19 protein-coding genes are annotated in these 25,899 nt (G+C 63.1%); 10 read left to right on the forward strand and 9 right to left on the reverse strand.

Features of this window, described 5'->3' with window-relative positions; translation table 11 throughout:
• Window positions 1-96: 96 nt before the first annotated feature.
• The 7 genes from BX591_RS12360 (at window position 97) to BX591_RS12390 (ending at window position 8,546) form a co-directional block, all read left to right on the forward strand.
• Window positions 97-2,133: a bifunctional 2',3'-cyclic-nucleotide 2'-phosphodiesterase/3'-nucleotidase gene (locus BX591_RS12360; protein ID WP_244147124.1), complete on the forward strand. Its 2,037-nt coding sequence runs from the start codon at window positions 97-99 to the stop codon at window positions 2,131-2,133.
• A complete protein-coding gene (locus BX591_RS12365; protein ID WP_111931688.1) occupies window positions 2,130-2,876 on the forward strand; it encodes a tetratricopeptide repeat protein in 747 nt (248 codons plus the stop codon). The genes BX591_RS12360 and BX591_RS12365 overlap by 4 nt, the downstream gene beginning before the upstream one ends.
• 454 nt (window positions 2,877-3,330) lie before the next feature.
• Window positions 3,331-3,783, forward strand: coding sequence for an HU family DNA-binding protein (locus BX591_RS12370; RefSeq protein ID WP_035559188.1), 453 nt, complete (start codon window positions 3,331-3,333; stop codon window positions 3,781-3,783).
• Between the two features lie 386 nt (window positions 3,784-4,169).
• Complete coding sequence (locus tag BX591_RS12375; protein WP_111931690.1) at window positions 4,170-5,579, forward strand: circularly permuted type 2 ATP-grasp protein; 1,410 nt, start codon at window positions 4,170-4,172, stop codon at window positions 5,577-5,579.
• A gap of 132 nt (window positions 5,580-5,711) precedes the next feature.
• Window positions 5,712-6,662, forward strand: a complete 951-nt coding sequence (locus BX591_RS12380) for an alpha-E domain-containing protein (RefSeq protein ID WP_111931692.1) — start codon at window positions 5,712-5,714, stop codon at window positions 6,660-6,662.
• Between the two features lie 11 nt (window positions 6,663-6,673).
• Window positions 6,674-7,474: a transglutaminase family protein gene (locus BX591_RS12385; RefSeq protein WP_111931694.1), complete on the forward strand. Its 801-nt coding sequence runs from the start codon at window positions 6,674-6,676 to the stop codon at window positions 7,472-7,474.
• Between the two features lie 199 nt (window positions 7,475-7,673).
• Window positions 7,674-8,546: a proteasome-type protease gene (locus BX591_RS12390; RefSeq protein WP_111931696.1), complete on the forward strand. Its 873-nt coding sequence runs from the start codon at window positions 7,674-7,676 to the stop codon at window positions 8,544-8,546.
• Window positions 8,547-8,769: 223 nt separating this feature from the next.
• Here the strand turns inward: BX591_RS12390 and BX591_RS12395 are convergent, their stop codons facing one another.
• Complete coding sequence (locus BX591_RS12395) at window positions 8,770-9,921, reverse strand: porin (RefSeq protein ID WP_111931698.1); 1,152 nt, start codon at window positions 9,919-9,921, stop codon at window positions 8,770-8,772.
• Between the two features lie 407 nt (window positions 9,922-10,328).
• Window positions 10,329-11,681 (reverse strand): YihY/virulence factor BrkB family protein, encoded by a 1,353-nt coding sequence (locus BX591_RS12400; protein ID WP_111931700.1) that lies wholly within the window; start codon window positions 11,679-11,681, stop codon window positions 10,329-10,331.
• Window positions 11,682-11,891: 210 nt separating this feature from the next.
• On the opposite strand from BX591_RS12400, the gene BX591_RS12405 reads away from it, so the two are divergent.
• Both BX591_RS12405 and BX591_RS12410 read left to right on the forward strand, forming a co-directional pair.
• Complete coding sequence (locus tag BX591_RS12405; RefSeq protein WP_111931702.1) at window positions 11,892-12,431, forward strand: YbaK/EbsC family protein; 540 nt, start codon at window positions 11,892-11,894, stop codon at window positions 12,429-12,431.
• A 223-nt stretch (window positions 12,432-12,654) separates the two neighbouring features.
• A complete protein-coding gene (locus BX591_RS12410; RefSeq protein WP_111931704.1) occupies window positions 12,655-14,214 on the forward strand; it encodes a methyl-accepting chemotaxis protein in 1,560 nt (519 codons plus the stop codon).
• Between the two features lie 289 nt (window positions 14,215-14,503).
• On the opposite strand, the gene BX591_RS12415 is transcribed toward BX591_RS12410, so the two are convergent.
• The 5 genes from BX591_RS12415 to BX591_RS12430 all read right to left on the reverse strand — a co-directional run bounded on the left by BX591_RS12415 (window position 14,504) and on the right by BX591_RS12430 (window position 21,714).
• A complete protein-coding gene (locus BX591_RS12415) occupies window positions 14,504-15,094 on the reverse strand; it encodes a BPSL1445 family SYLF domain-containing lipoprotein (RefSeq protein WP_111931706.1) in 591 nt (196 codons plus the stop codon).
• A 220-nt stretch (window positions 15,095-15,314) separates the two neighbouring features.
• Window positions 15,315-16,076 (reverse strand): 3-oxoacyl-ACP reductase, encoded by a 762-nt coding sequence (locus BX591_RS12420; RefSeq protein ID WP_111931708.1) that lies wholly within the window; start codon window positions 16,074-16,076, stop codon window positions 15,315-15,317.
• 542 nt (window positions 16,077-16,618) lie between these two features.
• Window positions 16,619-18,190, reverse strand: coding sequence for a hypothetical protein (locus BX591_RS37140; RefSeq protein WP_167444545.1), 1,572 nt, complete (start codon window positions 18,188-18,190; stop codon window positions 16,619-16,621).
• A gap of 156 nt (window positions 18,191-18,346) precedes the next feature.
• On the reverse strand, window positions 18,347-19,009 hold the full coding sequence (pdeM, locus tag BX591_RS12425) for a ligase-associated DNA damage response endonuclease PdeM (RefSeq protein WP_111931710.1): 663 nt from the start codon (window positions 19,007-19,009) through the stop codon (window positions 18,347-18,349).
• A complete protein-coding gene (locus tag BX591_RS12430; protein ID WP_111931712.1) occupies window positions 19,006-21,714 on the reverse strand; it encodes a ligase-associated DNA damage response DEXH box helicase in 2,709 nt (902 codons plus the stop codon). Before BX591_RS12430 ends, pdeM begins: the two co-directional genes overlap by 4 nt.
• A 221-nt stretch (window positions 21,715-21,935) precedes the next feature.
• Between BX591_RS12430 and BX591_RS12435 the strand changes: the two genes are divergently transcribed.
• Window positions 21,936-22,793, forward strand: a complete 858-nt coding sequence (locus tag BX591_RS12435; protein ID WP_111931714.1) for a carbon-nitrogen hydrolase family protein — start codon at window positions 21,936-21,938, stop codon at window positions 22,791-22,793.
• 43 nt (window positions 22,794-22,836) lie between these two features.
• Here BX591_RS12435 and BX591_RS12440 read toward each other — a convergent pair whose 3' ends face one another.
• Window positions 22,837-24,174, reverse strand: a complete 1,338-nt coding sequence (locus tag BX591_RS12440; protein ID WP_244147117.1) for an MFS transporter — start codon at window positions 24,172-24,174, stop codon at window positions 22,837-22,839.
• Between the two features lie 100 nt (window positions 24,175-24,274).
• Window positions 24,275-25,846 (reverse strand): sulfatase-like hydrolase/transferase, encoded by a 1,572-nt coding sequence (locus tag BX591_RS12445; protein ID WP_111931716.1) that lies wholly within the window; start codon window positions 25,844-25,846, stop codon window positions 24,275-24,277.
• Between the last annotated feature and the right edge of the window lie 53 nt (window positions 25,847-25,899).

Genomic DNA, 25,899 nt, shown 5'->3' on the forward strand with positions numbered 1-25,899 from the left:
ACAACAAACCGGAGGGCAGTCAGGATGCGAGTGAAGTCGACGGCAGGACAAGGGCAAGGACAAGGACAGGGGCAAGGGCTGCGTACACGCGGCACGTTGGGCGCGTGGGGTGCATTCGGCGCTTTAAGCGCATTGAGCGCGATCGGTTTGAGCGCATGCGGCAGCAATCTCGATTCCGCGCCGTCGCAAGCCGTGGTGGCGAACGGCACGACCGCGACGCTCGCGTTGCTCGAAACGACCGACATTCACACCAATCTGCTCAGCTACGACTACTACAAGCTGGCCGAGGACAAGTCGCTCGGTCTCGAGCGCACGGCGACGCTGATCGCGGCGGCGCGCAAGGAATTTCCGAACACGATGTTGCTCGACGACGGCGACACGATCCAGGGCACCGCGCTCGCGGATTATCAGGCGCAGGTCGCGCCGGTCGATTGCAAGACCACGCTGGGCGTCTATAAGGTGATGAACCTGCTGAAGTACGACGCGGGCACGATCGGCAATCACGAATTCAACTACGGCCTGCCGTTCCTCGCGCAAGTCACCGGCAATACCTTCGACGTGCCGAACATGAGCCCGGTGGCGTCGCAGCCGAGCTGCGCGGGACCGCAATTTCCGCTGGTGCTCTCCAACGTGCTCGGCGCGAAATCGCAGCAGCCGATCTTCAAGCCGTACACGATTCTCGAGCGCACGCTGACCGCCAGAACGCCCGACGGCAAGACCGTCAGCGCGCCGGTGAAGATCGGCGTGATCGGCTTCACGCCGCCCGCGATCATGGCGTGGGACAAACGCTGGCTCGATGGCAACGTTTACACGCAAGGCCTCGTGGAGAGCGCGTCGAAGTACGTGCCGGAAATGAAGGCGAAGGGCGCACAGATCATTGTCGCGATGTCGCACGGCGGGCTCGACAACTCGACCTATTCGCCGTCGATGGAAAACGGCAGCTACTATCTGTCGAAAGTGCCGGGCATCGACGCGATGCTGATCGGCCATTCGCACCAGGTGTTCCCGGACAAGAACAGCACGGTCTCGCAGTTCAATCTGCCGGGCGTCGACAAGGTGAAGGGCACCGTCAACGGCGTGCCGACCGTGATGGCGAATTTCTGGGGCAAGCATCTCGGCGTCATCAAGCTCGCGCTGAACTATACGAGCGGCACGTGGACGGTGGACCGCAATGCGAGCACCGCGGAAGCACGTTCGATCCAGAACGCGGATAACAGCTACGTCGCGGTCGATCCGTCGATCTCGCAGGCGATCGCAGCGGAGCACGCGGCGACCATCAACTATGTGAAAACGCCGATCGGCGCGACCGATTTCCGCATGACCACCTACTTCGCCGACGTGGGCGACGTGTCGGCCATCGAGATCGTCAACCAGGCGCAGGCGGCGTACACGCAGGACTACATCAACGCGAATCTGCCGCAATATGCGGGCATTCCGGTGCTGTCGGTGAGCGCGCCGTTCAAGAGCGGCTTCGGCGGCGGCAACGATTTCACCGACGTCGCGCAAGGCAACGTGGCGATCAACAACGCCGCCGACCTCTACCTGTACCCGAACACGATCTACGCGGTGAAGGTGACGGGCGCCGGCCTGAAGGCGTGGCTCGAAACCGCCGCCCAGCGCTTCAACAAGATCGATCCGGCCAACACGGCGGCGCAGGCGCTGGTCAGCAATTATCCGGGCTACAACTTCGACATGATCACGTCGAAGGATTTCAGCTACGAAATCGACGTGACGCAAGCGGTGGGCAGCCGGATCCGCAACCTGAAATATCAGGGCGCCGCGATCTCGGACACGCAGTCGTTTATCGTCGCGACCAATAACTATCGCGCGAGCGGCGGCGGCAATTTCCCGGGGCTCGACGGCAGCAAGACGATTTACGCGTCGCCGGATGCGAGCCGCGACGTGCTGATCGCGTACATCAAGAAGGTGCAGGCCATCAAGGCGGCGAACAACGGCAGCGACCGGAGCTGGCGTTTCACGAAGGTCGCGACCGCCGGCCCGGTGACGTTCAAGGCGGCGCCGAATCTGGCGGCGCTCGCTCAGGCCAGCGGCATTGCCAACGTCGCGCAGATCCAGGCCGACGACGGCACCGGCAAGGGGCTCGCGGTCTACTCGGTGAACCTCAACCAATGAAAGCGCGCTTCTCCTTGACGTTGGCGGCGGCCGTCGCGATTGGCGCCGGTACGCTCGCGACGGTGGCGGCGACGCATGTGTCGCACGCGCAGATCGACGACTGGCAGATGCAGGGCAGCTCCACGCATGCCGCTTCGCCGGTGTGGCGGCTGCGGCTGACGGCGGCGTTCGGCAATGCGGCGGCGCGTGCGGCGCTGGCCGACGTGCTGGTGAGTTCGGCGCGACTCGACGAACGTCGCGAAGGTGTCGAGTTATATCGCCAACTGGCGCTCGACGGCGCGCCTGACGCGCAAGCCACGCTCGGCCACTTGCTGCTGCGTGGCTTGCCCGGCATCGCGCCGGATTATGCGCAAAGCCGCCGGTGGCTCGCACCGGCGGCTTTGCGCGAACCGGTCGACGCCCAGGCCGCGTACGATCTCGCGACGCTTTACCGCAACGGCTACGGCGTCGCGCGCGACAACGCGCTGGCGATGCATTGGCTGGCGCGAGCGGCGCAAGCCGGTCTGCCGCTCGCGCAATTCCAGCTCGCCAATGAGTATCGCTTCGGCACCACGCTGCCGCACGACGACGCGTTGGCGCTGCAATGGCTCACGCGCGCCGCCAATGCGGAGTTACCCGAGGCCAACCTCGCGCTGGCGATCGCATATCGCAACGGCGAGCTCGGCATGGCGCGCAACGACGACGAATATTGGGCGCACGTGAAGGAAAGCGAGCACGATCTGAAACACGTCAGCCGGCAGTAATCGCGCGTCGAAACGGTCTGCGATTTTCTGTCGCAGATCAAATTTAGCCGCCCCCTGCAGCGTATTTCGCTGCCGGGGGCGTGTTTTTTCTGCTGCGTGACGAGGTGTAACGCGTAGGCGTAACGAGTGCTTCCGTTAGCTATCTTTTGCCGTTTCGCCGCGCCGGTCCGACGCTCGGGCGCCGCCCGGCCGACTCGAAATGTGCCGTCATGCATGCATCGAAACGGCTTGTAACGTGCGTTACGAGTTGGTGTTGTCGACCCGGTCGACGCGCGTTTACCCGCTAAAACAAGCATCAAAACGCGTTTCGCAGTCTGCGCCGCGCAACAAACCCTGAGTGTTATACACAAAAGAGTCGCGCAAATCGTATTAGCGCTTGTAGAATCCGGCGTTGAAGCGTGCACATACCGTGTGCGCTTCGTGCTATTCACTGACCACAACAGGTAGGAGAAACATGCCGACTTCCGCAAAAAAGGTGGCCAAGAAGGCTGCTGCCCCGGTACCCGCCAAGAAGGTTGCTGCAAAGAAAGTTCCTGCGAAGAAAGCCGTCGCAGCTAAGAAGGTCGCCGTGAAGGCGTCCAGCGCTCCGTCGCCGATCAAGGACACCTTCACGAAGGCCTCGCTGGCTGCACACGTCGCTGAACGCGCTGCTGTGGAACCGAAGACCGCCAAGGCCGTGCTGGCCGCGCTCGAAGACACGATCCTCGGCGCAGTGCACAAGAAGGGCGCTGGTGAATTCACGCTGTCGGGTCTTCTGAAGATCGTCGTGCAAGCAGTGCCGGCGAAGAAGAAGCGCTTCGGCAAAGACCCGTTCTCGGGCGAAGAGCGCTGGTTCCCGGCCAAGCCGGCTAGCGTGCGCATCAAGGCACGTCCGCTGAAGAAGCTGAAAGACGCTGCTGCAGGCTGAGCGTGATTCATGCGTTGGCGGGTTGAGCCTTCAGTGGTTTAGCAACGCGGGTTTAACCATCGCTCACGCTTGAGCCGTTCCGCAATGCAAGTTGTCCGAATCCCCGTCGGTGCGAACCGACGGGGATTTTTTCATGGGTGTCCGTTACGGTTTGCGAATCGCGCCGGCCGCGCACCGCCGTGTTGCGGGTGCACCGTACTAGCGCATCATGGGCCACCGCAGTACGATGGCAGCGACGCCATGCCGGCCGGGATGCGCTGTTAGCGTGCACGTGTCGTCGTTTTGCACGCAAAAAGCTCAATGGCATAGCGCTTGCTTGATCGATTGTCGAACACCGAATGCGCAGCGCATTCGCCTTCTATCCGACAACAAGAGCGGGGCGTGACATGCGATGCTATGACGAGATGCGTCATCATGACGATGCCGTGCGGCCACACTACGCGCGCTTTGAGCGGTGGCTGGTGAAGCAGGGCAACGAGGCGATCGCACGCAAGCGTGCGGAAGCCGACCTGCTGTTTCGCCGGGTCGGCATCACCTTCGCGGTGAACGGCGATCTGTCCGGCACCGAGCGGCTGATCCCTTTCGACCTGATTCCGCGCATCATTCCGCGCGGCGAATGGCAAACGCTGGAAGCCGGTTTGCGCCAGCGCGTGCAGGCGCTCAACCTGTTTATCCACGACGTCTATCACGATCGCAACATCGTGCGCGCCGGTATCGTGCCGGCCGAGCAGGTCTACACCAACGCGCAATACCGGCCCGAGATGCAGGGCGTGAATGTGCCGCTCGGTGTTTACGCGCATATTGCCGGCGTCGACGTGGTGCGCGCGGGAGACGAGGGCGAGTTCTACGTGCTCGAAGATAATCTGCGCGTGCCGTCGGGCGTCTCGTACATGCTCGAAAACCGCAAGATGATGATGCGCCTGTTCCCCGAACTGTTCGTGCAGAACCGCATTGCGCCGGTCGCGCATTACCCTGATCTGTTGCTCGATACGTTGCGTTCGGTCGCGCCGGAAGGCGTCGACGATCCGGTCGTGGTGGTGCTCACGCCGGGTATGTACAACTCGGCGTACTTCGAGCACACCTTCCTCGCGCAGCAAATGGGCGTGGAGCTGGTGGAAGGCAAAGATCTCTTCGTCGACGACAACTACGTGTTCATGCGCACCACCCAGGGGCCCAAACGCGTCGACGTGATCTATCGCCGCGTCGACGACGACTTTCTCGACCCGCTCGCGTTCCGCAACGATTCGGCGCTGGGCGTGCCGGGTCTGCTGACCGCGTATCGCGCGGGCCGCGTCGCGCTGGCGAACGCGATGGGCACCGGTATCGCCGACGACAAATCGATCTATCCGTACGTGCCGGAAATGATCGAGTTCTATCTGGGCGAAAAGCCGATTCTCAACAACGTCCCCACGTTTCAGTGCCGCAAGCCCGACGATCTGGCTTACACGCTCGCGCATCTGCCCGAACTGGTGGTGAAGGAAGTGCACGGCGCGGGTGGCTACGGAATGCTGGTTGGACCGGCCTCGACGAAAGCCGAAATCGAGTCGTTCCGCGAGCGGCTGATCGCCCGGCCGGCGGGTTATATCGCTCAGCCCACGCTTGCGCTGTCCGCGTGTCCGACCTTTGTCGAAGCCGGCGTCGCGCCGCGCCATATCGATTTGCGGCCGTTCGTGCTGTCCGGCAAAACCGTCACGATGGTGGCCGGCGGACTGACGCGGGTCGCGTTGCAGGAGGGCTCGCTCGTCGTCAATTCGTCGCAGGGAGGCGGGACCAAAGATACGTGGATGGTCGACTGACGCGTTTGCAACCCAGCGCGCCGGGGCAGCACGCAACAGGCATCACATGCTCGCCGCCGGCGCATACGGATAACCTGCGCGGGCCTTTTACTTTCGACGAAGGCCTCGCGTCATCAGATACGGAACGCCGTCATGCTAAGCCGCACCGCCGATCACCTTTTCTGGATGGCCCGCTACATGGAGCGCGCGGAGAACACCGCCCGCATGCTCGACATCAACCTGAAAGCGCTGCTTCTGCCGCAGACAACCGAGCAGGAGGCGCGCACGCAACGTTCGGTGCTGCGCATCTCCGAACTCGAAACCGCGTTCGCGCAGCGCTACGACGAACCGACCCGCGAACACGTACTCGATTTCATGGTGGCGGATGCGAATAATCCGTCGAGTATTCACTCGTGTCTGCAGGCCGCGCGCGAAAATGCCCGTGCCGTGCGCGGCACGTTGACCACCGAATGGTGGGAAACCATCAACGACACCTGGCTCGAATTCAACGAGCGCATTGCCTCGGGTCAGGCGGCCAGTAATCCGGGCGCGCTGTTCGAGTGGGTCAAGTTCCGCTCGCATCTGTCGCGCGGCGTGACGATCGGCACTGCGTTGCAGGACGACGCGTTCTTCTTCACGCAACTCGGCACGTTTCTCGAACGGGCCGACAACACCGCGCGGATTCTCGACGTGCGTTTCGCGGACGTCGAACCGAATTCACGCGACGCCGCGCGCCAACTCGAAGACTTCTATTACTGGACCTCGATCCTGAGTTCGGTGTCGGCGCTGGAGATCTATCGCAAGGTGTATCGCGATGTCGTGACGCCCGCGCGCGTGGTCGAGTTGATGATCCTGAACCAGCAGATGCCGAGGTCGTTGCTTGCGTCGCTCGAGGGTGTCTGCGCGAATCTGGCGATGCTGCGCACCTCGGGCTCGAACCAGTGCGAACGGTTCGCCGGCAAGCTGCGCGCCGAACTGCTGTATTCCGACATCCGGCAGATTTTCGAAGCCGGCCTGCACGCCTATCTGACGCAGTTCCTTGCTCGCGTGTTCGAGCTCGGCAATCTGGTTGCGCGTACCTATCTGATGCTGCCAGTCGCCTGACGGAGTTTTCCATGTACCTGACAATCCGCCACGACACGTCCTATCGCTACGAAGCGACGGTCCATTATTCGATCCAGCAATTGCGTCTGACGCCGGCAAGCGGTGCGTCGCAGGTGGTGCGGCGCTGGAGCATCGACGCGCCCGGCAAGCTCGACGCGACCTTCGACGCCTACGGCAACGTGCTGCATACGCTGGTCATCAACAAACCGCACAACGAGATCCGTCTGCACGTGGCGGGTGAAGTCGACACGATCCCGCTGGTCGACGGGCATTTGCCCGACGGCGTCGGGCCGATTCCGCTCGAGCATTTCACCTGCTCGACGCGCCTGACCGAAGCGGACGCGGCGATCCGCGAACTGGCCAACACGGTGCCGGCGCTGGCCAGTGCGGCCAACTTGATCGAACTGTCCGAACAGATCGTGCAGCGCGTGAAATACAACCCGGGCGTGACCGAAGTCACCAGCACGGCCGCGCAGGCGCTCGCGCTCGGGAACGGCGTGTGCCAGGACCATGCGCATCTGATGCTGGCCTGCTGCCGCGCGCGTGGCATTCCGGCGCGCTACGTAAGCGGCTATATCGAACCCGGCGACGTCGAGCACGGGGCGAGCCATGCGTGGGTCGACGTGTGGCTCGACGGCAAGGGCTGGATTTCCGTCGACGTCACGCACGCCGCGTTTGCCAGCGAAATCTACTGCCGGCTCGCGGTGGCGCGCGATTACGAAGCCGCCGCGCCGGTGCGTGGACGGCGGATAGGCGGGCTGGAGGAGCAGTTGAAGGTGTCGGTGACGGTGAGTGGGCAGTTGGCGCAATAGGGCGCTCAGGGGCCTTCTGGACGGCCTCCTGAACGGCCTCGCTGGCGGGCCTCGCAGGGTCCGGCCCGCGCCATCAGCGAGCGCCGGCCCACACATCTATTCAGTTTGGGCGAGCCGAGGCCGTAATACGGACGAGAGGCGCATGCGCGCCGCATTACAATAGCGCCGTTCAGTTGGCTTTTAGCAGGTACCTTTCCCTATGACTTACTGTGTAGCGATGGCCGTCGACGACGGGCTCGTGTTCCTGTCGGACACGCGCACCAATGCGGGCGTCGATCACATCAGCACCGCGCGCAAGATGTCGGTGTTCGAGCAGGCCGGCGAGCGCATGCTCGTGCTGCTGGGTGCGGGCAATCTCTCGCTCACGCAGGCAGTGCTGCACGAGCTGTCCGAGCCGGTCGACCCCACGCTGCCCACGCTCTGGAACGCGCCCACCATGGCCGACGCCGCTCGCGTGATCGGCCGCGCGGTGCGCAGCGTGCATCAGCGTGAAGCGGAGGCGTTGCAGGAATTCGGCGTCGACTTCAATTGCAGCTTTATTCTGGGCGGGCAGATTGCCGGCAACCGGCCGCGCCTGTTCATGATTTACGCGGCGGGCAATTTCATCGAAGCGTCGGCGGTGAATCCGTATTTCCAGATTGGCGAGGCCAAATACGGCAAGCCGATCATCGACCGCGTGCTGACACCGTCCACACCGCTCGACGAAGCGGCCAAGTGCGCGCTGATCTCGATGGATTCGACGCTGCGCTCGAACCTGTCGGTCGGGCTGCCGCTCGATCTGCTGGTGTATCAGAAGGATTCGCTGCGCGTCACGCGCTTTGTTTCGATCGACCACGACAACACGTACTTCGAGATGATTCACCGTACCTGGGGCGAGCGCTTGCGTCAGGTATTCGGCGAGATTCCCGATCCGGACTGGCAGGATTCGCCGAACGTGCCGCTGTTGCAGCGCGAGCGTGCGCTGGTGCTGCATCGCGCGCCGGTCGGCGCCGACGGCGTCGAGCATGAACTCGACGCGAAACCCGCGCAGACTTTGGCGCAGGCGGAAAAGGGCAAGTCGCAGCGGCGGTAGATTCGCGGCGCCTCAAGGTCAAGGCGCACAAAACGGTAACGCGATCGATATCAAAGAGGGTCGTCACGAAGCGCGATAAGCGCTGGCTGACGGCCTTTTTCTTTTGCGGCGGCCGCTCGCCTCGCATCGGTACAAAACCGCGGGACGAAAAAAAACCAGCCACCGGCTTGCGCCCGTGGCTGGTTTTGAACTGCGTGGTGCTTCAGCAGTCCGTCAAGTTCGATTAGAACTTGTGGCGGATACCCAGGCTGACGATCGTCTGGTTGATGCTGCTCGAGTTGAAGCCATAGTCGGCCACCGAAGCGACTGCCGACACGACTTGACCCGCTGCATTGCGCTGGTTGCCGTTAGCATGTTGCCATGCGCCGACCAGGTAGACGTCCGTACGCTTCGACAGGTTGTAGTCGCCACCCAGCGAAATTTGATGGTACGTCGCGGTCGCATCGCCGTTGCCGTGCGTGTACGTGTAGCCCAGGCCCAGCAGAGCTGCCGGCGTGACCTGGTAGTTCACGAAGCCAGCGCCGACGTTGTACTTCTCGGTCGTGCCGAAGCCCGATGCTGCATCCGGCTTGTACTGAACGTTGCTGTAACGCAGACCGGTCGTGATCGGGCCAACGACGTATTGCGCTGCCACCGAAGCGATACCGATCGACTTGGCCGTCTGGTATGCGTTGTTTTCCAGGCCGCCGTCGAACGTGCCGTCCGACGTGCCGCCCCAGGTCGTGCGCGGAACTGCGCTAGCCGCATTGTCCAGGCGGAAGTAGCCGGCTGCGACGCTGAACGGACCCGTTGCGTACGTTGCCGCACCTGCCCACGATTGACCCGAACCCGTCTGACCTGCAACGCCGCCCAGCGCGTACATGCCTTCGAACTGGAAGCCGCCCCACACCGGCGACGTGTACTTCACTGCGTTGTTCGTGCGCGAGCTGTTGTCGTTGTTGTCGACGTCGCCTGCGGTCGTGAACGTGCTGCCCCAGTAGTTGTCAGCCGTCAGCGGCTGAACCAGATCGACCAGCGGGTCGTACTGGCGGCCAACCGTGACCGTACCCCACGAGTCGCCCGTCAGGCCGACGTACGCTTGACGGCCGAACATCTTGCCGCCTTGACCCAGCGAACCCGTATTCGGGTTAAAGCCGTTTTCCAACTGGAAGATCGCCTTCAGGCCACCGCCCAGGTCTTCCGTGCCCTTCATGCCCCAACGGTTGCCTTGAAGGTTACCTGCAGCCATGTTGTACAGGCTCTTGCCGCCAACATTGGACACGTATTGGATCGAGTCATCCAGCACGCCGTACAGGGTAACGCTGCTTTGAGCATGTGCCACGCCGGTGGCGCCGAGGAGCGCCAGCGAGAGGGTAGACAGTGCGATTCGTTTCATCCATTTCTCCACGCAGATGATTAGTTTCGTTGTTGCGAAACGGAGAATAGCGCAGGCGCTCTGCCCACAAGAACTGGAAAAAAAAGACTGTCTCCAAAAACTGACAAAACACGCAAAGCCTTGTATTTAAAGCCTGTTAACGATTATTTCTATTTTTGCAATATTTATTCATCGAGCAAGCATTATTGTTGTTTTGTAGACAATGAGTGCGCCGGTACTCGCACTTTTGGCACTTGTTTGGAGGGTTTTTGTAAGTTAGTCGTCTAGTCGTCGCGAGCGCTTTGTAGCGATCGTATAAAAACTAAATAGGCGCTCTCGACCGGACGCTAGACAGACGTAGTGCGGTGTGAGCAGGAGCAACTCGGGGGACCGCCTGGTGCAACCTTCGCGGTTGCACTTCTTGCGCGTTAAGGGGCGCGCGTGGTGTCGTCGGCGTTGTCGTTGCGGCGCGCCATGGTGGCGGCGGCGAGTCCCGCGACAGCGGCGAAGAGCACGGAGGTCCATGGGTGCCGCCTGACGTAACGATCGGCCGCCACCGCCGTGCGGCTTGCCTCGATGAGCGTGACGGCGGCAATGCGGGTGGCCTGCGCTTCCGCCTGCACCACGGTGCGTCCCACCTTCAGCGCGGCGGCACGTGCGGAAGCCCTGGTGCGCGGCTTCACCCGGAATACCGACGCGGAAGTTGCAGTCGGCGGCACTGTTGCACCGGTCAGGGCGGCCGCGCTTGCCGCTGCCGCGCGCGTCGCGGGTCTGGCCGCCGCGTCATGGATTGCGGGTTCATCGTCATGCGGCGCCGCATTCGCCGAAACGGTCGACGCCGCCAGCACCGAAGCCAGTTTCGCGCGGCTGCCCGGCGGCATGTTGTCCTGCATGCCCCAGCCGCCGCGCGGATCGTGCATGCGCCCGCGCGCCGCCGAGAATTCCGCGCCGAGCAGCAACACGGCCGCCGAAAAGTACAGCCACATCAGCAGCACGGCGAGCGAGCCGGCCGCGCCGAACGAACTGGCCATGCCGGCGTGCGCGATGTAGAGCGCAAAGAGCTTCTTGCCCGCCGAAAACAGAACAGCCGCGACGATTCCGCCGACCAGGGCATCGCGCCAGCGCACCTTGTCGTCCGGCAAGAACTTGAGCAGGCCGGCGAACGCGAACGCAAGCACCAGCAGGCCGACGGCAAGTTGCATCAGGTTGCCGATCACCACATACGGCGAATTGCCCCACAACCACTTGCCGATGAACGTGATGACCGTATCTAGCACCAGCGAAACGATCAGCAGAAACGCCACGCCGAGCACCAGCCCGAACGAGATCAGGCGGACCCGCACCAGCGCGATCACGCTCGACGAACGCGGCCCGCTGTAGGGCCACACTATATTGAGTGCGCTATTGAGCGACGAGAAGGTGGCCGACGCGCCAATCGCCAGCATGGTGAACGAAATGATGGCCGCGACGCCGCCGGCGCTGCCGCTGTGATGTGCGTTCTCGACGATGGTCTGCACACCCGCGGCGGCCTGGTCGCCGAGCAGGCCATGAATATGATTGAACAGTTCGCCGCGCGCGGCTTCGGCGCCGAAGAACCAGCCCGCGACCGCGATCACCATGACCAGCGTGGGCGCGAGCGAAAACGCGGCATAGAACGCGATGCTGGCGGCCATGGCCGCGCAGCGGTCGTCGGAAAACTGTTTGAACGCGCCGATGGCCCAATTCGCCTGCCTGCGGGCCACGTGTTGAAGGTTCTCGGTGGAGAGCGTATCGATGTCCATGATCGTGTTTCTCAATGGGGTTCCGGCGCCGCGACGGCCGGATGCGAGAAGCCGCTGAGGTCGCCTCGACGCGGGGTTCGCATCGAAGTCTTCCGCAAACCTTGTGCCTGTCACTATAACAAGCGCGGCAAGCGCACGCCGCCGCCGCGATGCACCGCAAACGCACCCCTTGGTTAGAATGCCGGGGCACGCTCACTCACATCGATCACTATGCACTCGCACGAACTCGACCCACGGCTCGACGTCATTCCTTTCGGGCAATTGAATGCCCATTTGCCCGCGCGTGTCGTCGAGCAACTGCCCGCTGAAGGCGTGACGGTTTTTGCCGTCAGCGACGACGCTTCGGACACCGCCGCATTCAGCGCGCGGTACGGCTTTGGCCTCGAAGACTGCGCGAACACGATCGTGGTCCGTTATAAGAAAGACGGCGGCGAGCATTACGCGGCGCTGGTCTCGCTCGGATCGCTGCGGCTCGACATCAACGGTGCGGTGAAGGCCGCGCTTGGCGCGCAACGGCTTTCGTTCGCCAAACGCGAGGCCGCGGTCGAGCACAGCGGCATGGAATTCGGCGGTATCACGGCGTTCGGTTTGCCTGACGATTGGCGCGTGCTGGTCGACGCCGAGGTAATGGCGCGCTCGCGGATCGTCATGGGTGCCGGTGTGCGGGCCGCCAAGCTGCTGCTGGCGCCGGACGTCTTGCGGCAATGGCCGCGCTGCGAAGTGGCCGCGCTCACGCTGCCGGCGGAGTGACGCCTGGCAGATCGTTGCACGCGCAATCAAAATGGACAATGCCTTGCCGGCAGGTGAAGCGCGCCTTGATTTCCGGGCGGTACGCCGTCGCCTGAAGGCGGCGGCCAGAGCGTCCGTCGACCCAGCCTGAAGTTTTTCCCCGTTCCGCCGTTAATCCGGAGAGTGACATGCACCGCCGGGGCGTCCGCCTCGCGCGGCGATCATAAGGACAAGGGACACGGAGATGGAACGGTTTCGCCTGAAAGTGCGGCTCTGGCTCGCGCTAGCGGTAATGTGCATGGGCATTCTGGCGATCGGCCTATGGGGGGCGTTCAAAACGCGCGACACGATGATCGCCGACCGCCAGGCTGAATTGAAGAGCGTGGTCAGCGTCGCTTACAGCGTGCTCGACCGCTACAACGGCCTCGTCGCGGCCGGCACGATGCCGCTCGCCGACGCGCAACGCACGGCAATGGCCGACCTGCGCGCCATGCGCTACGACGGCGCCGGCGGCTACCTCGTGATCGAAGACGCGCACGCCCGGGTCCTGATGCACGGCGTGCGCGCCGACCTCGAGGGCAAGGACATGAGCGGCTTCACCGATCCGCAGGGGCGTCACGTGTTCAAGGACGGTTCGGATCTCGCCGAACGCGACGGCGAAGGGTTCATCCATCTGCAATTCCTCAAGCCGGGCTCCAACCAGATGGCGCCGAAGATCAACTACGTGCGGCTTTATAAACCGTGGGACTGGACGATCGTGACCGGCGTTTTCACCGACGATATCGACGCCGCGTTCTACTCGACGCTGCTGCAATACGTGGGCGCGGCGTTGATTTTGTGTCTGGCGGTATCGCTGGTGATCGGTGTGATTCTGCGCAGCATCCTGCGGCAACTCGGTGGCGAACCCGCGTACGCGGCGCAGATTGCCGCGCGTATCGCCGACGGCGAACTCGATCTCGTGGTCGACACGAAACCCGGTGACGAAACCAGCCTGCTCGCCGCGATGCAGCGTATGCAGCATCGTCTCGCGCACGCGATTACGCAGATTCGCAGCGGCGCGACGCTGATTTCCTCGGTGTCGCACGAGATCGCGGCGGGCAACGCCGACCTGTCGCGGCGTACCGAGCAGCAGGCTAGCGCGCTGGGTGAAACGGCGTCGAGCATGGAGCAGATCACCGCGACCGTCAAACAGAATGCCGACAACGCGAAGCAGGCGAGCCAGCTCGCGCACAACGCGTCCGAGACGGCGGCGCGTGGGGGCGAAGTGGTGGGTCAGGTGGTCGAGACGATGCGCGGAATTTCGCAGTCGTCGCATCGGATCGGCGACATCATCGGTGTGATCGAGGGGATCGCGTTTCAGACTAATATTCTCGCGCTCAACGCGGCGGTCGAAGCGGCGCGAGCCGGCGAAGAGGGCCGTGGTTTCGCGGTGGTGGCCGGCGAAGTGCGCAGCCTCGCGCAACGCAGCGCGGCGGCGGCGAAGGAGATCAAGACGTTGATCGAAGAGTCCGCGGCGCAGATCGAAGGCGGCTCGCAGTACGTGGGGCGCGCCGGTGAAACCATGCAGGAAGTCGTGCATGCGGTGCGCCGCGTCACCGACATCATGGGCGAGATCAGCGCGGCGTCGGTCGAGCAAAGCTCCGGCATCGAGCAGGTCAACATCGCGGTGGCGAGCATGGATCAGACGACCCAGCAAAACGCGGCGCTGGTCGAGGAAGCGAGCGCTTCCGCCGAGGTGCTGAAAACGCAGACCGGGCAACTGGCCGATGCGATCGCGGTGTTCTCGTTGCCGCTCCCGCGCTGAGTGCGGTATTCGGCGTTCGAGGTGCGGGTGACTTCGTCATCCGGGACCGGGGCGGGCCGGGCTTCTAGCAGGCTCGTTCAATCAGCGTGCGGCGCGATGTTTTTGCGTCCGCTGCATTCCGCTGCATGCCTGCGGTTCTAATTTCTAATGACGTAAAAAAGAAAAGGCTTCGGGAGAATTTACCTTCGCCGGGTTTTGTGCAGGGCTTGCGCTTCATGGCGCGCGGCCTGAGCGGGCCGGGAAGGGGGCCACGCAGCCGCCTGGCGGTTGCGTGGCACGATGCTCAGACTCAGATCATCAAGCGCGAAACCTTGGTGCCCTCGAGCGAGACGCCGGCCATCAGACCACCGTTCGTCAACACGAAAGCTTCAACGGGGCTCGTGGCCGTCGACGTATCGACCGCACCGTTCGCGCCGACTTTCAGCACGGCGACCGTTGCGTCCGCACCGGCTGCCCAGCCCTGGCTGCCGAGGAATTTGTCGAGCGCGTCCTGCGTCATGAACAGAAACACGAGCGCCTTGGATTGCGCGCCGATCTGCAAGCCGAACGAACCCGCAACGGTGCTGTAATAGCCGGACGTGCGGCCGCCCACACGCAGCGCGCCTTCGCCATATTGGCCGCCGACCCAGAACCCCGCTGAAATCACCGACGGGAACACCAGCACGCCACGCGCTTTGCCAACCAGCTCACGCGAACCGCCGACGTTGGCATAGAGCCGCGACAACGTCGAGTCGATGCCTGCGTTGATCGTGTCGCGTTTGCCCGCGTTCGCCGATGGCGACGCGCTCGAGGACGGCGACGTCGTCGTGCAGCCGGCGAGGCTGAGGCCAGCGGTAGCGAGAGCGGCGCTGCCGGTAAGGATGAATTGTCGTCTGCGCATGATGGTTTCCTTTACGTTATTGAGTTTGTGTTTGCTTTATATGCTGTCGTTGTTGCCGCCCTGCGAGCGAGCGGTTGTGCCGTGACGTCAACAATAGCCTACGTCGCTTGCTAACCAGCATTTCGCGTGCCTGACCTCGGCGCATGAATCGGAGTTGCTTGGTGAGCGGGCCGAATGGCCGTGTCGTGCTCTCGTATTCCGTGGCGCGCGCCGAGTTTGACTAGCCTTTCACCAAACCGCCGTCGACGATCAGATTCTGGCCGGTCACGGCGCGCGACCAGGGCGACAGGAAGAACAACACGGCGTCGGCGAATTCTTCCGGCGTGGTGACGCGCCGTACCGGCGTTGAACTCGCGATCAGGTCGAAAACGAATTCCGGCGTGGCCGCGCTGGCGTCCGTGGTGCGCAGCAGGCCGCCCGATACCATGTTCACCGTGATGCCGTCGGGGCCAAGATCGTGAGCGGCCGTGCGCGTCAGCGACAGCAGCGCGGCTTTGGCCGCCGTGTAGTCGTGATAGGGGACCACCGGGTTCTGAAACAGGTTGGTGCCGACGTTGACGATACGGCCGAAGCCGCGCGAACGCATACCCGCAACGGCCGCCTGAATCGTATTGAGCGAGCCCTTCAGCGAGCCGTCGAGTTGCTGTTGCAAGCGTGTCCAGTCGATGGAGTCGATCGTTGGGCGTGCGTCGCCGTCGAAGCGGAAGTCGGCCAGCGCGTTGTTGACCACCGACACGATGGGTTGCCCGGTTTGCGTCTGCGCCCGCTCGAAGAGGCGCGCGACCGCGGCTTTGTCGGTGATGTCGGCCTGCAGCGGCAGCACGCGGTCGCCGAGTTCTTCCTTCAATGCGAGCGCCAACGTTTCGCTCTTGTGGTAATTCACGACCACACCCGCACCCTCGCGTATCAGCGCGCGCGTGATCGCCGCACCCAGTCCACGGGCGCCGCCCGTTACCAGGACCCATTGTTCGGATAGAAGCATCTGTTTCCCTGTTGTCTATGAAGTGACGATGTTCCTATTGTCACCTGATTCAGGGCTGATGCCGGGTTTGCGTGACGCAGCGGGCGTGCGGCAACGTCGAGTTGGCCGATTCGATGTCTGTATGGTGACGCTCACTGTGGCCGCAGCTGCTGCTCTTTTATCTCCGGATTAACACTTAGGTTATTTGCCGGTCAGATTCATCTGATGAAGTAACAAAAATAGTTAGGACTATATATGTAATGGATGAAATTTCCGATGTCTTTATAGATTCGGTAATTAACGATTCTTAACAGTTAAATCGCGTATTGAATCGAAAAAATCACGCTGATTTCGCATTGCGTGGGCTAGCGCACGGTCGCTGGGTGATGCTGCGCATAACTTGAACCTCCATCAGGCCCTGCTGTGCCATTTCAGATTTTATGGCGCAGCCAGTCGTTTCTCTCGGATCACGTCGAATCGGACCGGGATTTTCCGCGAGAGAGATAGCTTTCGTGACGCCGTTTCGGCGTGACACCAGGCAATGCCGACTGGGCTTTGAATTTTCAATCTTTAACAGTGAACGCAGATTCATCTGTTATTCGGGCCGGTCTTTCGAGGTATTTAGTTAGGAGGCTGAAATGAAAAAACACAATGGAGACGCGCGTATTCCTGGATCGCGCCTGGCGGTATTGGCGGTGGCGGTGAGTCTGTACGCGACGATGGCGGGTGCGCAAACGACCTCGCCGGCGCCGGGCACGCCGTCGGGTGGCGCGTCGAAGCTGGTGGTCGCGCAGACGTTGCCGATCGACTGCCCGTCGTTCGATACGCTGGGCTGCAAGCGTGAGAGCAGTGGTTTGCTGACGACCGGCGGGGTTGGCGTCGCGGCAGCGGCCGGTTTGGGGGCGACGTCGGCTACCGGGGCACAGAGCAGCGGCGGTAGCGGCAACGGGGCCGCGTCGGGAGGAACGGGCGATAGCGGTGCGAATGGCAGCGGTGGTGGTTCGGGTAACGGCGCAGCTGCGGGGCTTGGGTCCGGGGCGGCGGTGGGTGGGAGCGGGAACGGTGGTAGTGGCAGCGGCAATGGCAGTGGAAGTGGAAATGGCGGGAAGGGTGGGACTGGCGGGACGGGAAGTGGCGGGACAGGAAGTGGTGGAACAGGAAGTGGTGGGACAGGAAGTGGCGGGACAGGAAGTGGTGGGACAGGAAGTGGTGGGGCGGGAAGTGGCGGTGCAGGAAGTGGTGGGACAGGAAGTGGTGGGACGGGAAGTGGCGGGACAGGAAGCGGCGGGACAGGAAGTGGCGGAACAGGAAGCGGTGGAACAGGAAGCGGTGGTACGGGAAGCGGTGGGACAGGCAGTGGCGGGACGGGGGGCGGAAGCGGCCATGGAGACGGTGGCCACGGCGACGGCGGCCATGGAGATGGTGGCCACGGCGATGGTGGCCACGGCGATGGCGGTCATGGAGATGGCGGCCACGGAGATGGTGGCCACGGCGATGGTGGCCACGGCGACGGCGGCCATGGAGATGGCGGCCACGGAGATGGCGGCCACGGAGATGGCGGTCATGGCGATGGCGGCCACGGAGATGGCGGTCATGGAGATGGCGGTCATGGAGATGGCGGTCATGGAGATGGTGGCCACGGAGATGGCGGTCATGGAGATGGTGGCCACGGCGACGGCGGTCATGGAGATGGCGGCCACGGCGATGGTGGCCACGGCGATGGCGGTCATGGAGATGGTGGCCACGGCGACGGCGGTCATGGAGATGGCGGCCACGGCGATGGTGGCCACGGAGATGGCGGTCATGGAGATGGTGGCCACGGCGACGGCGGTCATGGAGATGGTGGCCACGGCGATGGCGGCCACGGCGATGGTGGCCACGGCGATGGCGGCCACGGCGATGGCGGCCACGGAGATGGCGGTCATGGTGACAGCGGCCACGGCAGCAGCGGTCACGGCGACAGCGGTCACGGCGACGGCGGTCACGGTGACGGCGGTCACGGCAGCAGCGGTCATGGCGACAGTGGTCACGGCGACGGCGGTCACGGTGACAGCGGCCACGGCGACAGCGGCCACGGCGATAGCGGCCACGGCGACAGCGGTCACGGCAACAGCGGCCACGGCAACAGCGGCCACAGCAGTTCCAGCAGCAGCTCCGGCTCCGGCGGCCACGGCCGCGGTCACTAACTCACCTGCACGCCTTCAGCGCGCGACGGCCGGCACCCCCGGCCGTCCAAACAAAAAAGAGCGGACAACTCACCGTCCGCTCCTTGTCGACCAACCCCGATTCCCTCACCTCCCCACAGCCATCACCCTTTCTTCCACCACCAGAAAAACCTTCTCCCCCGCCACCGGCTCATGTGCCCGCGCCCCACCGGTAAAACTCCCAAACGCCGGCAGTACCCCGCACCCCGCCCCAAACCGAAAGCAAGGCACCCGCACCGAATCGACTCGCGTCGTCAGCCGATAAACCGGATGCACATGCCCCGCGAGCGCATACGCACCTCGCACCGTCTGCGGGAAGTGGCAAGCTGCCCAAGGCCCGATCCGCCACGGCTCCTGCACACATTGAACATTCATCGAAACCGGCAATGCACCGGCATGCCGATCGTGATTCCCTTCGACCAGCACTACCTGCAGCCCGGCATGTTGTGCGCGCCAGCCATGCAATGCGTTCAGTGTCTCGGCGGAATGCGCCTCACGCGCATGCAGCAGATCGCCGAGAAAAACGAGCGTCACCGGTTCGAACTCGCCAATCAAAAGATCGAGCCGCTGCAGATTGTCCGCAGTCGCGCCAACCGGCACGGGAATGCCGCGCGCTCGAAACACCGCGTCCTTGCCGAAATGCGCATCGGCGACGAACAAACACCGCAGCGCGGGATCGAAAATCGCACGCAAGCTCGACAGCATGAGAGTGTGTCCGGCAATCTCCACCTTCAACGAAGCCGTCTTCATACACGAGCCGCCTTCTCGAGCTCCGCCAACATCCGCTCGACGCGATCCGCGAGTTTTTCCGTACTGACCTTCTCACGCAAGCGTCCGACGATCAACGGAAACGCAAACGGCGTCGGCTTTTTCGGCCGCATCACAATCACGCGGCTGGCATTCATCCGTTCGAGCGCGACGCGAATGCGCTGCGCGTCGAGCTCCTGCAGCAGCACCTCGGCATCGGCCTGATTCAGCAGCAGATTGCCACTATCGTGACTACGGAAGATCTCATAGAACAGACCACTCGACGCCTGCAATTGCCGCGCGCTTTTCTGCTGTCCAGGGTGCCCTTGAAATACCAGTCCCGACACGCGTGCAATTTCACGAAAACGCCGCATCGAGAGTTCCGACGAATTCAGGCTCGCGAGAATGTCATGGTCGAGCTCATCGAGAGAGAGCAAGCCGCTTTCGAGTTGCGCGGCCCAATCGAATGGTTGCGCGGACAACAGCTCGAAACCGTAGTCGTTCATTGAAATCGAAAACGTGCCGGGCTGCTCACGCGCAACTCGCCACGCTAACAATGCACCGAGCCCAATATGGGCCGTGCGCCCCGCAAACGGATAACAAAAGAAATGGTGTCCCTCGCGCGATTTCAGCAACTCCACCACCAGCACGCCCGGCTCGGGCAACGCCGACCACTTCTGTTGCAACTCGAGAAGCGGCCGTACCGCGCGCATTTCCGGTTCGTCGTAGACGCCGGCGGCAGCGCGCGCCAGCATCGTCAGCGTCGCATCGGCGAGTTCGGACGACAACGGCATCCGGCTGCCGGCCCATTGCGGCATCGCACCGCGTGACGAAGTCGCGCGACGCACCCACGCGGTCGTGTCCTGCACGCGGATCAATTCGAGCGCGCGGCCGCCGAAGGTAAAGATATCGCCCGGTTTCAGCCTCGAAATGAACGACTCTTCGATCGCGCCGATTCTGCCACCCGATAGATAAGCGACATGCAAGGTGCCGTTCGCGACGATTGTCCCGATGTTGTTGCGATGGCGGCGCACCAGATCGTCGCGCGGCACACGGTACACGCCGTCGCTGTCGCGCATCACGCGATGGTAGTCGGGATAGGCGCGTAACGCGGTGCCGCCGCCTTCCACGAAGCCGAGCGCCCAATCGAACTCGGCCTGGGTCAAATGCCGGTACGCGTACGTGCTGCGAATCTCGCCAATCAGTTCGTGCGGGTCGAACCCGCCGCCGATCGCCACGGTCACCAGATGTTGGACCAGCACATCGAACGGTTGGTCGGGTGTGTCGCGGCCTTCGATCTGACGTTTCGCGACGGCCTCGCGGGCGGCGGCCGCTTCGACCAGTTCGAGCGCATGGGTCGGCACGATCGTCACGCGCGAGGGCCTGCCGGGCGCATGCCCGGAGCGTCCCGCACGCTGCATCAGCCGCGCGACGCCTTTCGGCGAGCCGATCTGAAATACGCGCTCCACCGGCAAGAAATCGACCCCGAGATCGAGACTCGATGTACACACCACCACTTTCAGCAAGCCGCTTTTCAGGCCGCGCTCGACCCATTCGCGCACGTCCTGATCGAGCGAGCCGTGATGCAACGCGATCAGGCCGGCCCATTCGGGCCGTGCCTCGAGCAGCGCCTGGTACCAGACTTCGCATTGCGAGCGGGTGTTGGTGAAAACGAGCGAGGTCTGCGCGTCGCCGATCGCGTCGGCTACCGCGCCGACCTGGCGCATGCCGACATGGCCGCCCCAAGGAAACCGTTCGATGGTGTCGGGAATGACCGTATCGACAATCAGCGCCTTGGGCAGCGCGCCGTGCACATCGACGCGGGCCGTTTTGACAGGCGCAAGTAAAACGTCGGCAGCGAAAGGCAGGTTGCCTAGCGTGGCCGACAGGCCCCACACCTGCAATTCGGGCCGCCAATGCGCGAGACGCGCAAGTGCGAGTTGAGTCTGCGTACCGCGTTTGTTGCCGAGCAGTTCATGCCATTCATCGACCACCACCAGACGTACCTGCGCGAGCACGACGCGCGCGTCGGGTCGTGTGAGCATCAGCGACAGGCTCTCGGGCGTGGTGACCAGGGCCGACGGCATGCGCCGGTTCTGCCGCGCGCGTTCGGCCGACGAGGTGTCGCCGGTGCGCAGCCCGACGCTCCACGGCACGGCCAGTTCGAGCGCCGAGCTTTGCAGGGCACGAGCGGTGTCGGCGGCGAGCGCGCGCATCGGCGTGATCCAGAGTACGGTGAGAGGGACAGGCTGCGTGAGTGTCGGCCTGCGCCGGATAGAGGACCTGACAGCAGATCCCGCAACGGACCCAATCGCACCTGACGCAGTATCTGAGCCGTTCTCCAAACCCGCACCCGAAAAAGTTGCAAGCGCACCAAACCACACCGCCCAGGTTTTACCGGCACCCGTAGTCGCATGCAATAACCCGCTAGCGCCGCGGCCAATCTCGCGCCAGACCTCGCGTTGAAATTCGAACGGCTGCCAGCGGCGCGCCTCGAACCACGCGTCGAGCTTATCGGCGAAGGGGCGGCGCGCGGCCGCCTCGTCCAGTACCAAGGGAATCGTTTCGAAAGCCGGTTCGCGCGCGTCGAGCCGTGCCTGCTGCTCGCGGCTGCGTGGAATGCGGCGGGATCTGGGCGCACGGCGCCTTTGGGGTAGCACGTCGGGCCCGGAAGCCTCGGGCTCGTCGGGATCAGCCGGCTCGATCATCGAAAGCGCTCTTTAGCATGGGATTCGCGGCGTGACGAATGCCTCGCGGTATAGGTTCTCTGTGGACACAGGGAACGCGCCGCAAGTTCATCATCCTACCCTCCCACTGACGCCGGCCCGATTGCCGTGTTTAAATGCCTGGGGCCTCGCGCGCCGGATGTCCAACACAGAAAGCGGGCGGACAACCTGCAACCAGTCATCCACTCAAAACGGAGTTCGCGTTGAATCGTAACCAGGCATCGCTGCCGCAAACGTCCCTGCGGATCGCCGCTGCGCAAGCGCAACCGGTATCCGGCGACGTCGCCGCCAACATCGCCAGAACAGTCGAACTGACCGGTCTCGCCGCCGATCGTGGCGCGAAACTGGTGGTTTTTCCCGAGAAATTCCTGAGCGGCTACGAACCGGACCTGATTGCCGGCGACCCCGCGAAATACGCTTTCGAAGCCCACGACGCGCGTCTTGAACCGATCCGCGAGGTGTGCCGTCGGCGTGAGATCGCCGTGATCGTCGGCGCGGCGACTCGCCATGCGGACGCCCTGCATATTTCGTCGCTCGTATTCAACCGGTCCGGCGAGCAGATCGAGCCGTATCACAAGCAATATCTCTATAGCAGCGAGACGACCGTTTATCAGCCCGGCACGCAAGGCTGCATGCTGGAACTCGACGGCTGGCGGCTAGCCCTCGGCGTGTGCTACGACTCGGGGTTTCCAGAGCACGCGAGACTCGCGGCGATGAACGGCGCGCATGCTTATCTGGTGAGCGCGCTCTTCAGCATGAAGAGTGGCTACCATCAGTCGCGCATCTGGTTCCCGGCGCGCGCATTCGACAATACGATGTATGTCCTGCTGTCGAATCACATCGGCACGACCGGCGGCTGGCAGACCTGTGGCGCGAGCGCAGTCTGGAGCCCGTACGGCGAGGTCGTGGTGGAAGCGAGCCGCGATCGCGACGACGTGATTACCGCGCTACTCGATCCGGCCGTGCTGGCCGACGTCCGCGAACGCGAAACGGTGCTTGCGGACTTCAATGCGCGCGACGTAGCGGCGGCTGTCAGCTATACGGTGCACACCCTGGACTGACGCACGGGCGGTCGTTGCGGTTATTTCGAAGTGACGTCGAAAGTTACTTTGAAACGGCGGCTCGCACCACGCCAGATGGTTTTGATTGCGGTGCGGGCACGGCCCACAGCAACGCAATCATGCCCGCAATCAGCAGTACGGCGACCACCGCAAAACCGGCATAGACACTGCCGGTCTGTGTCTTCAGCATGCCGATCAGCGAAGGGCTCACGGCGCCGCCAATGGCGCCGATCGCGGTAATCGTCGCAATGCCGGCTGCCGCGGCGCCGCCGTCGAGATACGCGGTGGGGATCGTCCAGAAGATGCTGAGCGTCGCATAAATGCAGATCGACGCGATCACCAGCAACGCAACCGTAAACGGCACGCTATGCGCGGCGAGGGGCAGCAACAAAAAGCTGCCGGCCACCGCGAAGCCGCACCCCGCGACATGCCAGCGCCGCTCCGCGCGACGATCCGAGCTATGGCCGATCGCGACAATGCCGATTGCCGTACACACCGAGATCCCACCACTCAGCCAGCCGATATGACCGAGTTGCTGCACGCCAACGTGCCGTAGCAGCGTCGGAATCCAGAAACCGATCGCGTTGAGTCCCATGAACACGCAGAAATAGATCGCCGAGAGCAGATAGATGCGCGGATTGCGCAGTACATCCGCGAGCCGTGCCGGCGGCGCATGATAGATGCCACGTTGTTTGCGGTCCGCTTCCAGGGCGGCGTTCACCTGGGCCTTTTCGGCGTCGCTCAACCATCTTGCGTTCGCGGGACGATCGTCCAGGTAGAGCAGGGCCATGATGCCGAGCGCGATAGCCGGTACGCCTTCAATCAGAAACAGCCACTGCCAGCCGCGCAAGCCGAGCATGTCGTGGAAATGCACCATGATCCAGCCCGACAGCGGGCCGCCGATAATGCCCGCGAGCGGCACCGCCATGATGAACAGACTCGTGATACGTCCGCGTTGCCGGTCGGGAAACCAGTAGGTGAGGTACAGAATGATGCCGGGAAAGAAGCCGGCTTCGGCGGCGCCCAGCAGAAAGCGCAGCAGATACAGCATATTCGCGCTCTTCACGAACATCAGCAGTACCGTCAGGCTGCCCCACAGCACCATGATGCGCAACAGCGTCTTGCGCACGCCGACCTTCTCCAGCAGCAGATTGCTCGGTAACTCAAACACCAGATAGCCGACGAAAAACATGCCCGCCGCGAGGCCGAACACGGCGTCGTCGAGTTTGAGGTCTTGCAGGAACTGCAACTTCGCGAAGCCGATGTTGACGCGGTCGATGAAATTGACGACGTAGCACATGAACAGAAACGGCACGATGCGCCGCGCGATCTTGCGATAGATCGCGTCTTCGGGCCCGAGGTCTGACGAACGCTGCATCATGTGTCTCCTGACGTGCCGGCCGGATCAGGCGGCACGCCTGCGGTGTGATCATATAGGCGGACTGGGTTCGTTGTTATTGCCGCTTACTTCGTATTACGGTCTACCATTCGCCAAAGAAAACGCCCCAATCCTTGTGCGTGTTGGTCTTGCTCTCCACGCTCGGATTGTCGATCGTGACGCGCTGCTTCAACGAGCCGTACCAGTCCGCCAGTTTTGCATGCATCCGCTCGCGAATCGCGGCATGAGCGGCATCGGCACCGAGATCGGCGTATTCGTGCGGATCGTTCGCCAGGTCGAACAGTTGCGGCCGGTAGCCGAGCCAGTGAACGTACTTCCAGCGCGAGTCGCGCACCATCCAGCCGCGGCATTCGTCGGCTCGACGTCCGAGCGCGAGTCGCGCGCCGCGGAAACTGTAGTCGAGTTCGGCGACCACGTAGTCGCGCCAGCCCTGCGCGCCGGCCGCTTCATTGCGGGTGAGCGGCAACACCGAGCGTCCTTCGATACGCTCTTCGTATGCTGGTAGACCGAGGGCGTCGAGTACGGTCGGCACGACGTCGATCCCGGACATAAAGCGTGTTTCGACGCTGCCACGCGTTGCGTCGGCCTGGGCGGACGGATCGTAGACGATCATCGGCACGCGCTGCACGGTGTCGTAGAACAGTTCTTTTTCGCCGAGCCAATGGTCGCCGAGAAAATCGCCGTGATCGGCGGTGAACACGATCAACGTGTCTTCCCAGCGGCCAAGGCGTTCGAGTGTTTCCCACAATTGGCCGAGATGATCGTCGATCTGCTGGATCAAACCCTGGTACACCGGCCGCACTGTGTTCGAGACTTCTTCTCGCGCGAAATTGACGCACTCTTCCTGGGTGCGGTACGCGGCGACGACCGGATGCGCGTTGTCGAATTCGGCGGCCCGGCGCTCGAGCGGCAGACATTGATCGAGTGAATAAAGGTTGTGATACGGGCGCGGCGCGACATAAGGCCAATGCGGTTTTACGTACGACAAATGCAGGGCCCACGGCTCGTCGCCTTGTTGCTCGATATAGCGGATTGCCTGATGGGTCATGTACGCGGTTTCGGAATGCGCTTCAGCCACGCGCGCGGGCCAGCGAACATTGCGCATTTTCCAGCCGGAGCGCACCGCGCCGCTATCGTCTTCCACGCTGATCGCGAAATCGCTCCACGGCTTGTCGCTCACGTAACCGTGCTCGCGAAGAAAGGCCGGATAGCCGCTTTCCTTGCCGGGCTCGTGGTGACCGTCGTAACGATCGAGTTCGTCGAACGAGCCCGTCGAGAGGCGTTGGCCGAGCGGACTTTGCCGGGCGATATCGAGCCTTTCCATGCCGTGGGCGTCGGCCATGACGTGAGTTTTGCCGGCCAGCGCGAGCGAGCGGCCATTGAGCCGCAAGTACTCGCCGAGCGTCATTTCACCGATCGAGAGGGGCACACGGTTCCAGTTGGCGCCGTGACTGCTCATCGTGCGGCCGGTGTAATACGACATGCGCGATGGGCCGCAAACGCCGGAGCTGACGAAGGCATTGTCGAAGCGCACACCGCGCGAAGCGAGTGCGTCGATATGCCGGGTTCGCAGGTAAGGGTGCCCGTAACAGCCGAGATGATCGCGGCGTAACTGATCGCACATGATAAAGAGAACGTTGCGGGTGTCCGCCATCTGTAAGCACCGTCTGCGGCCTTGCGGCCTAATAGAATAGAGAGAAGAAGCGG

Source organism: Paraburkholderia bryophila (genome assembly GCF_003269035.1).
Taxonomy (GTDB): Bacteria; Pseudomonadota; Gammaproteobacteria; order Burkholderiales; family Burkholderiaceae; genus Paraburkholderia; species Paraburkholderia bryophila.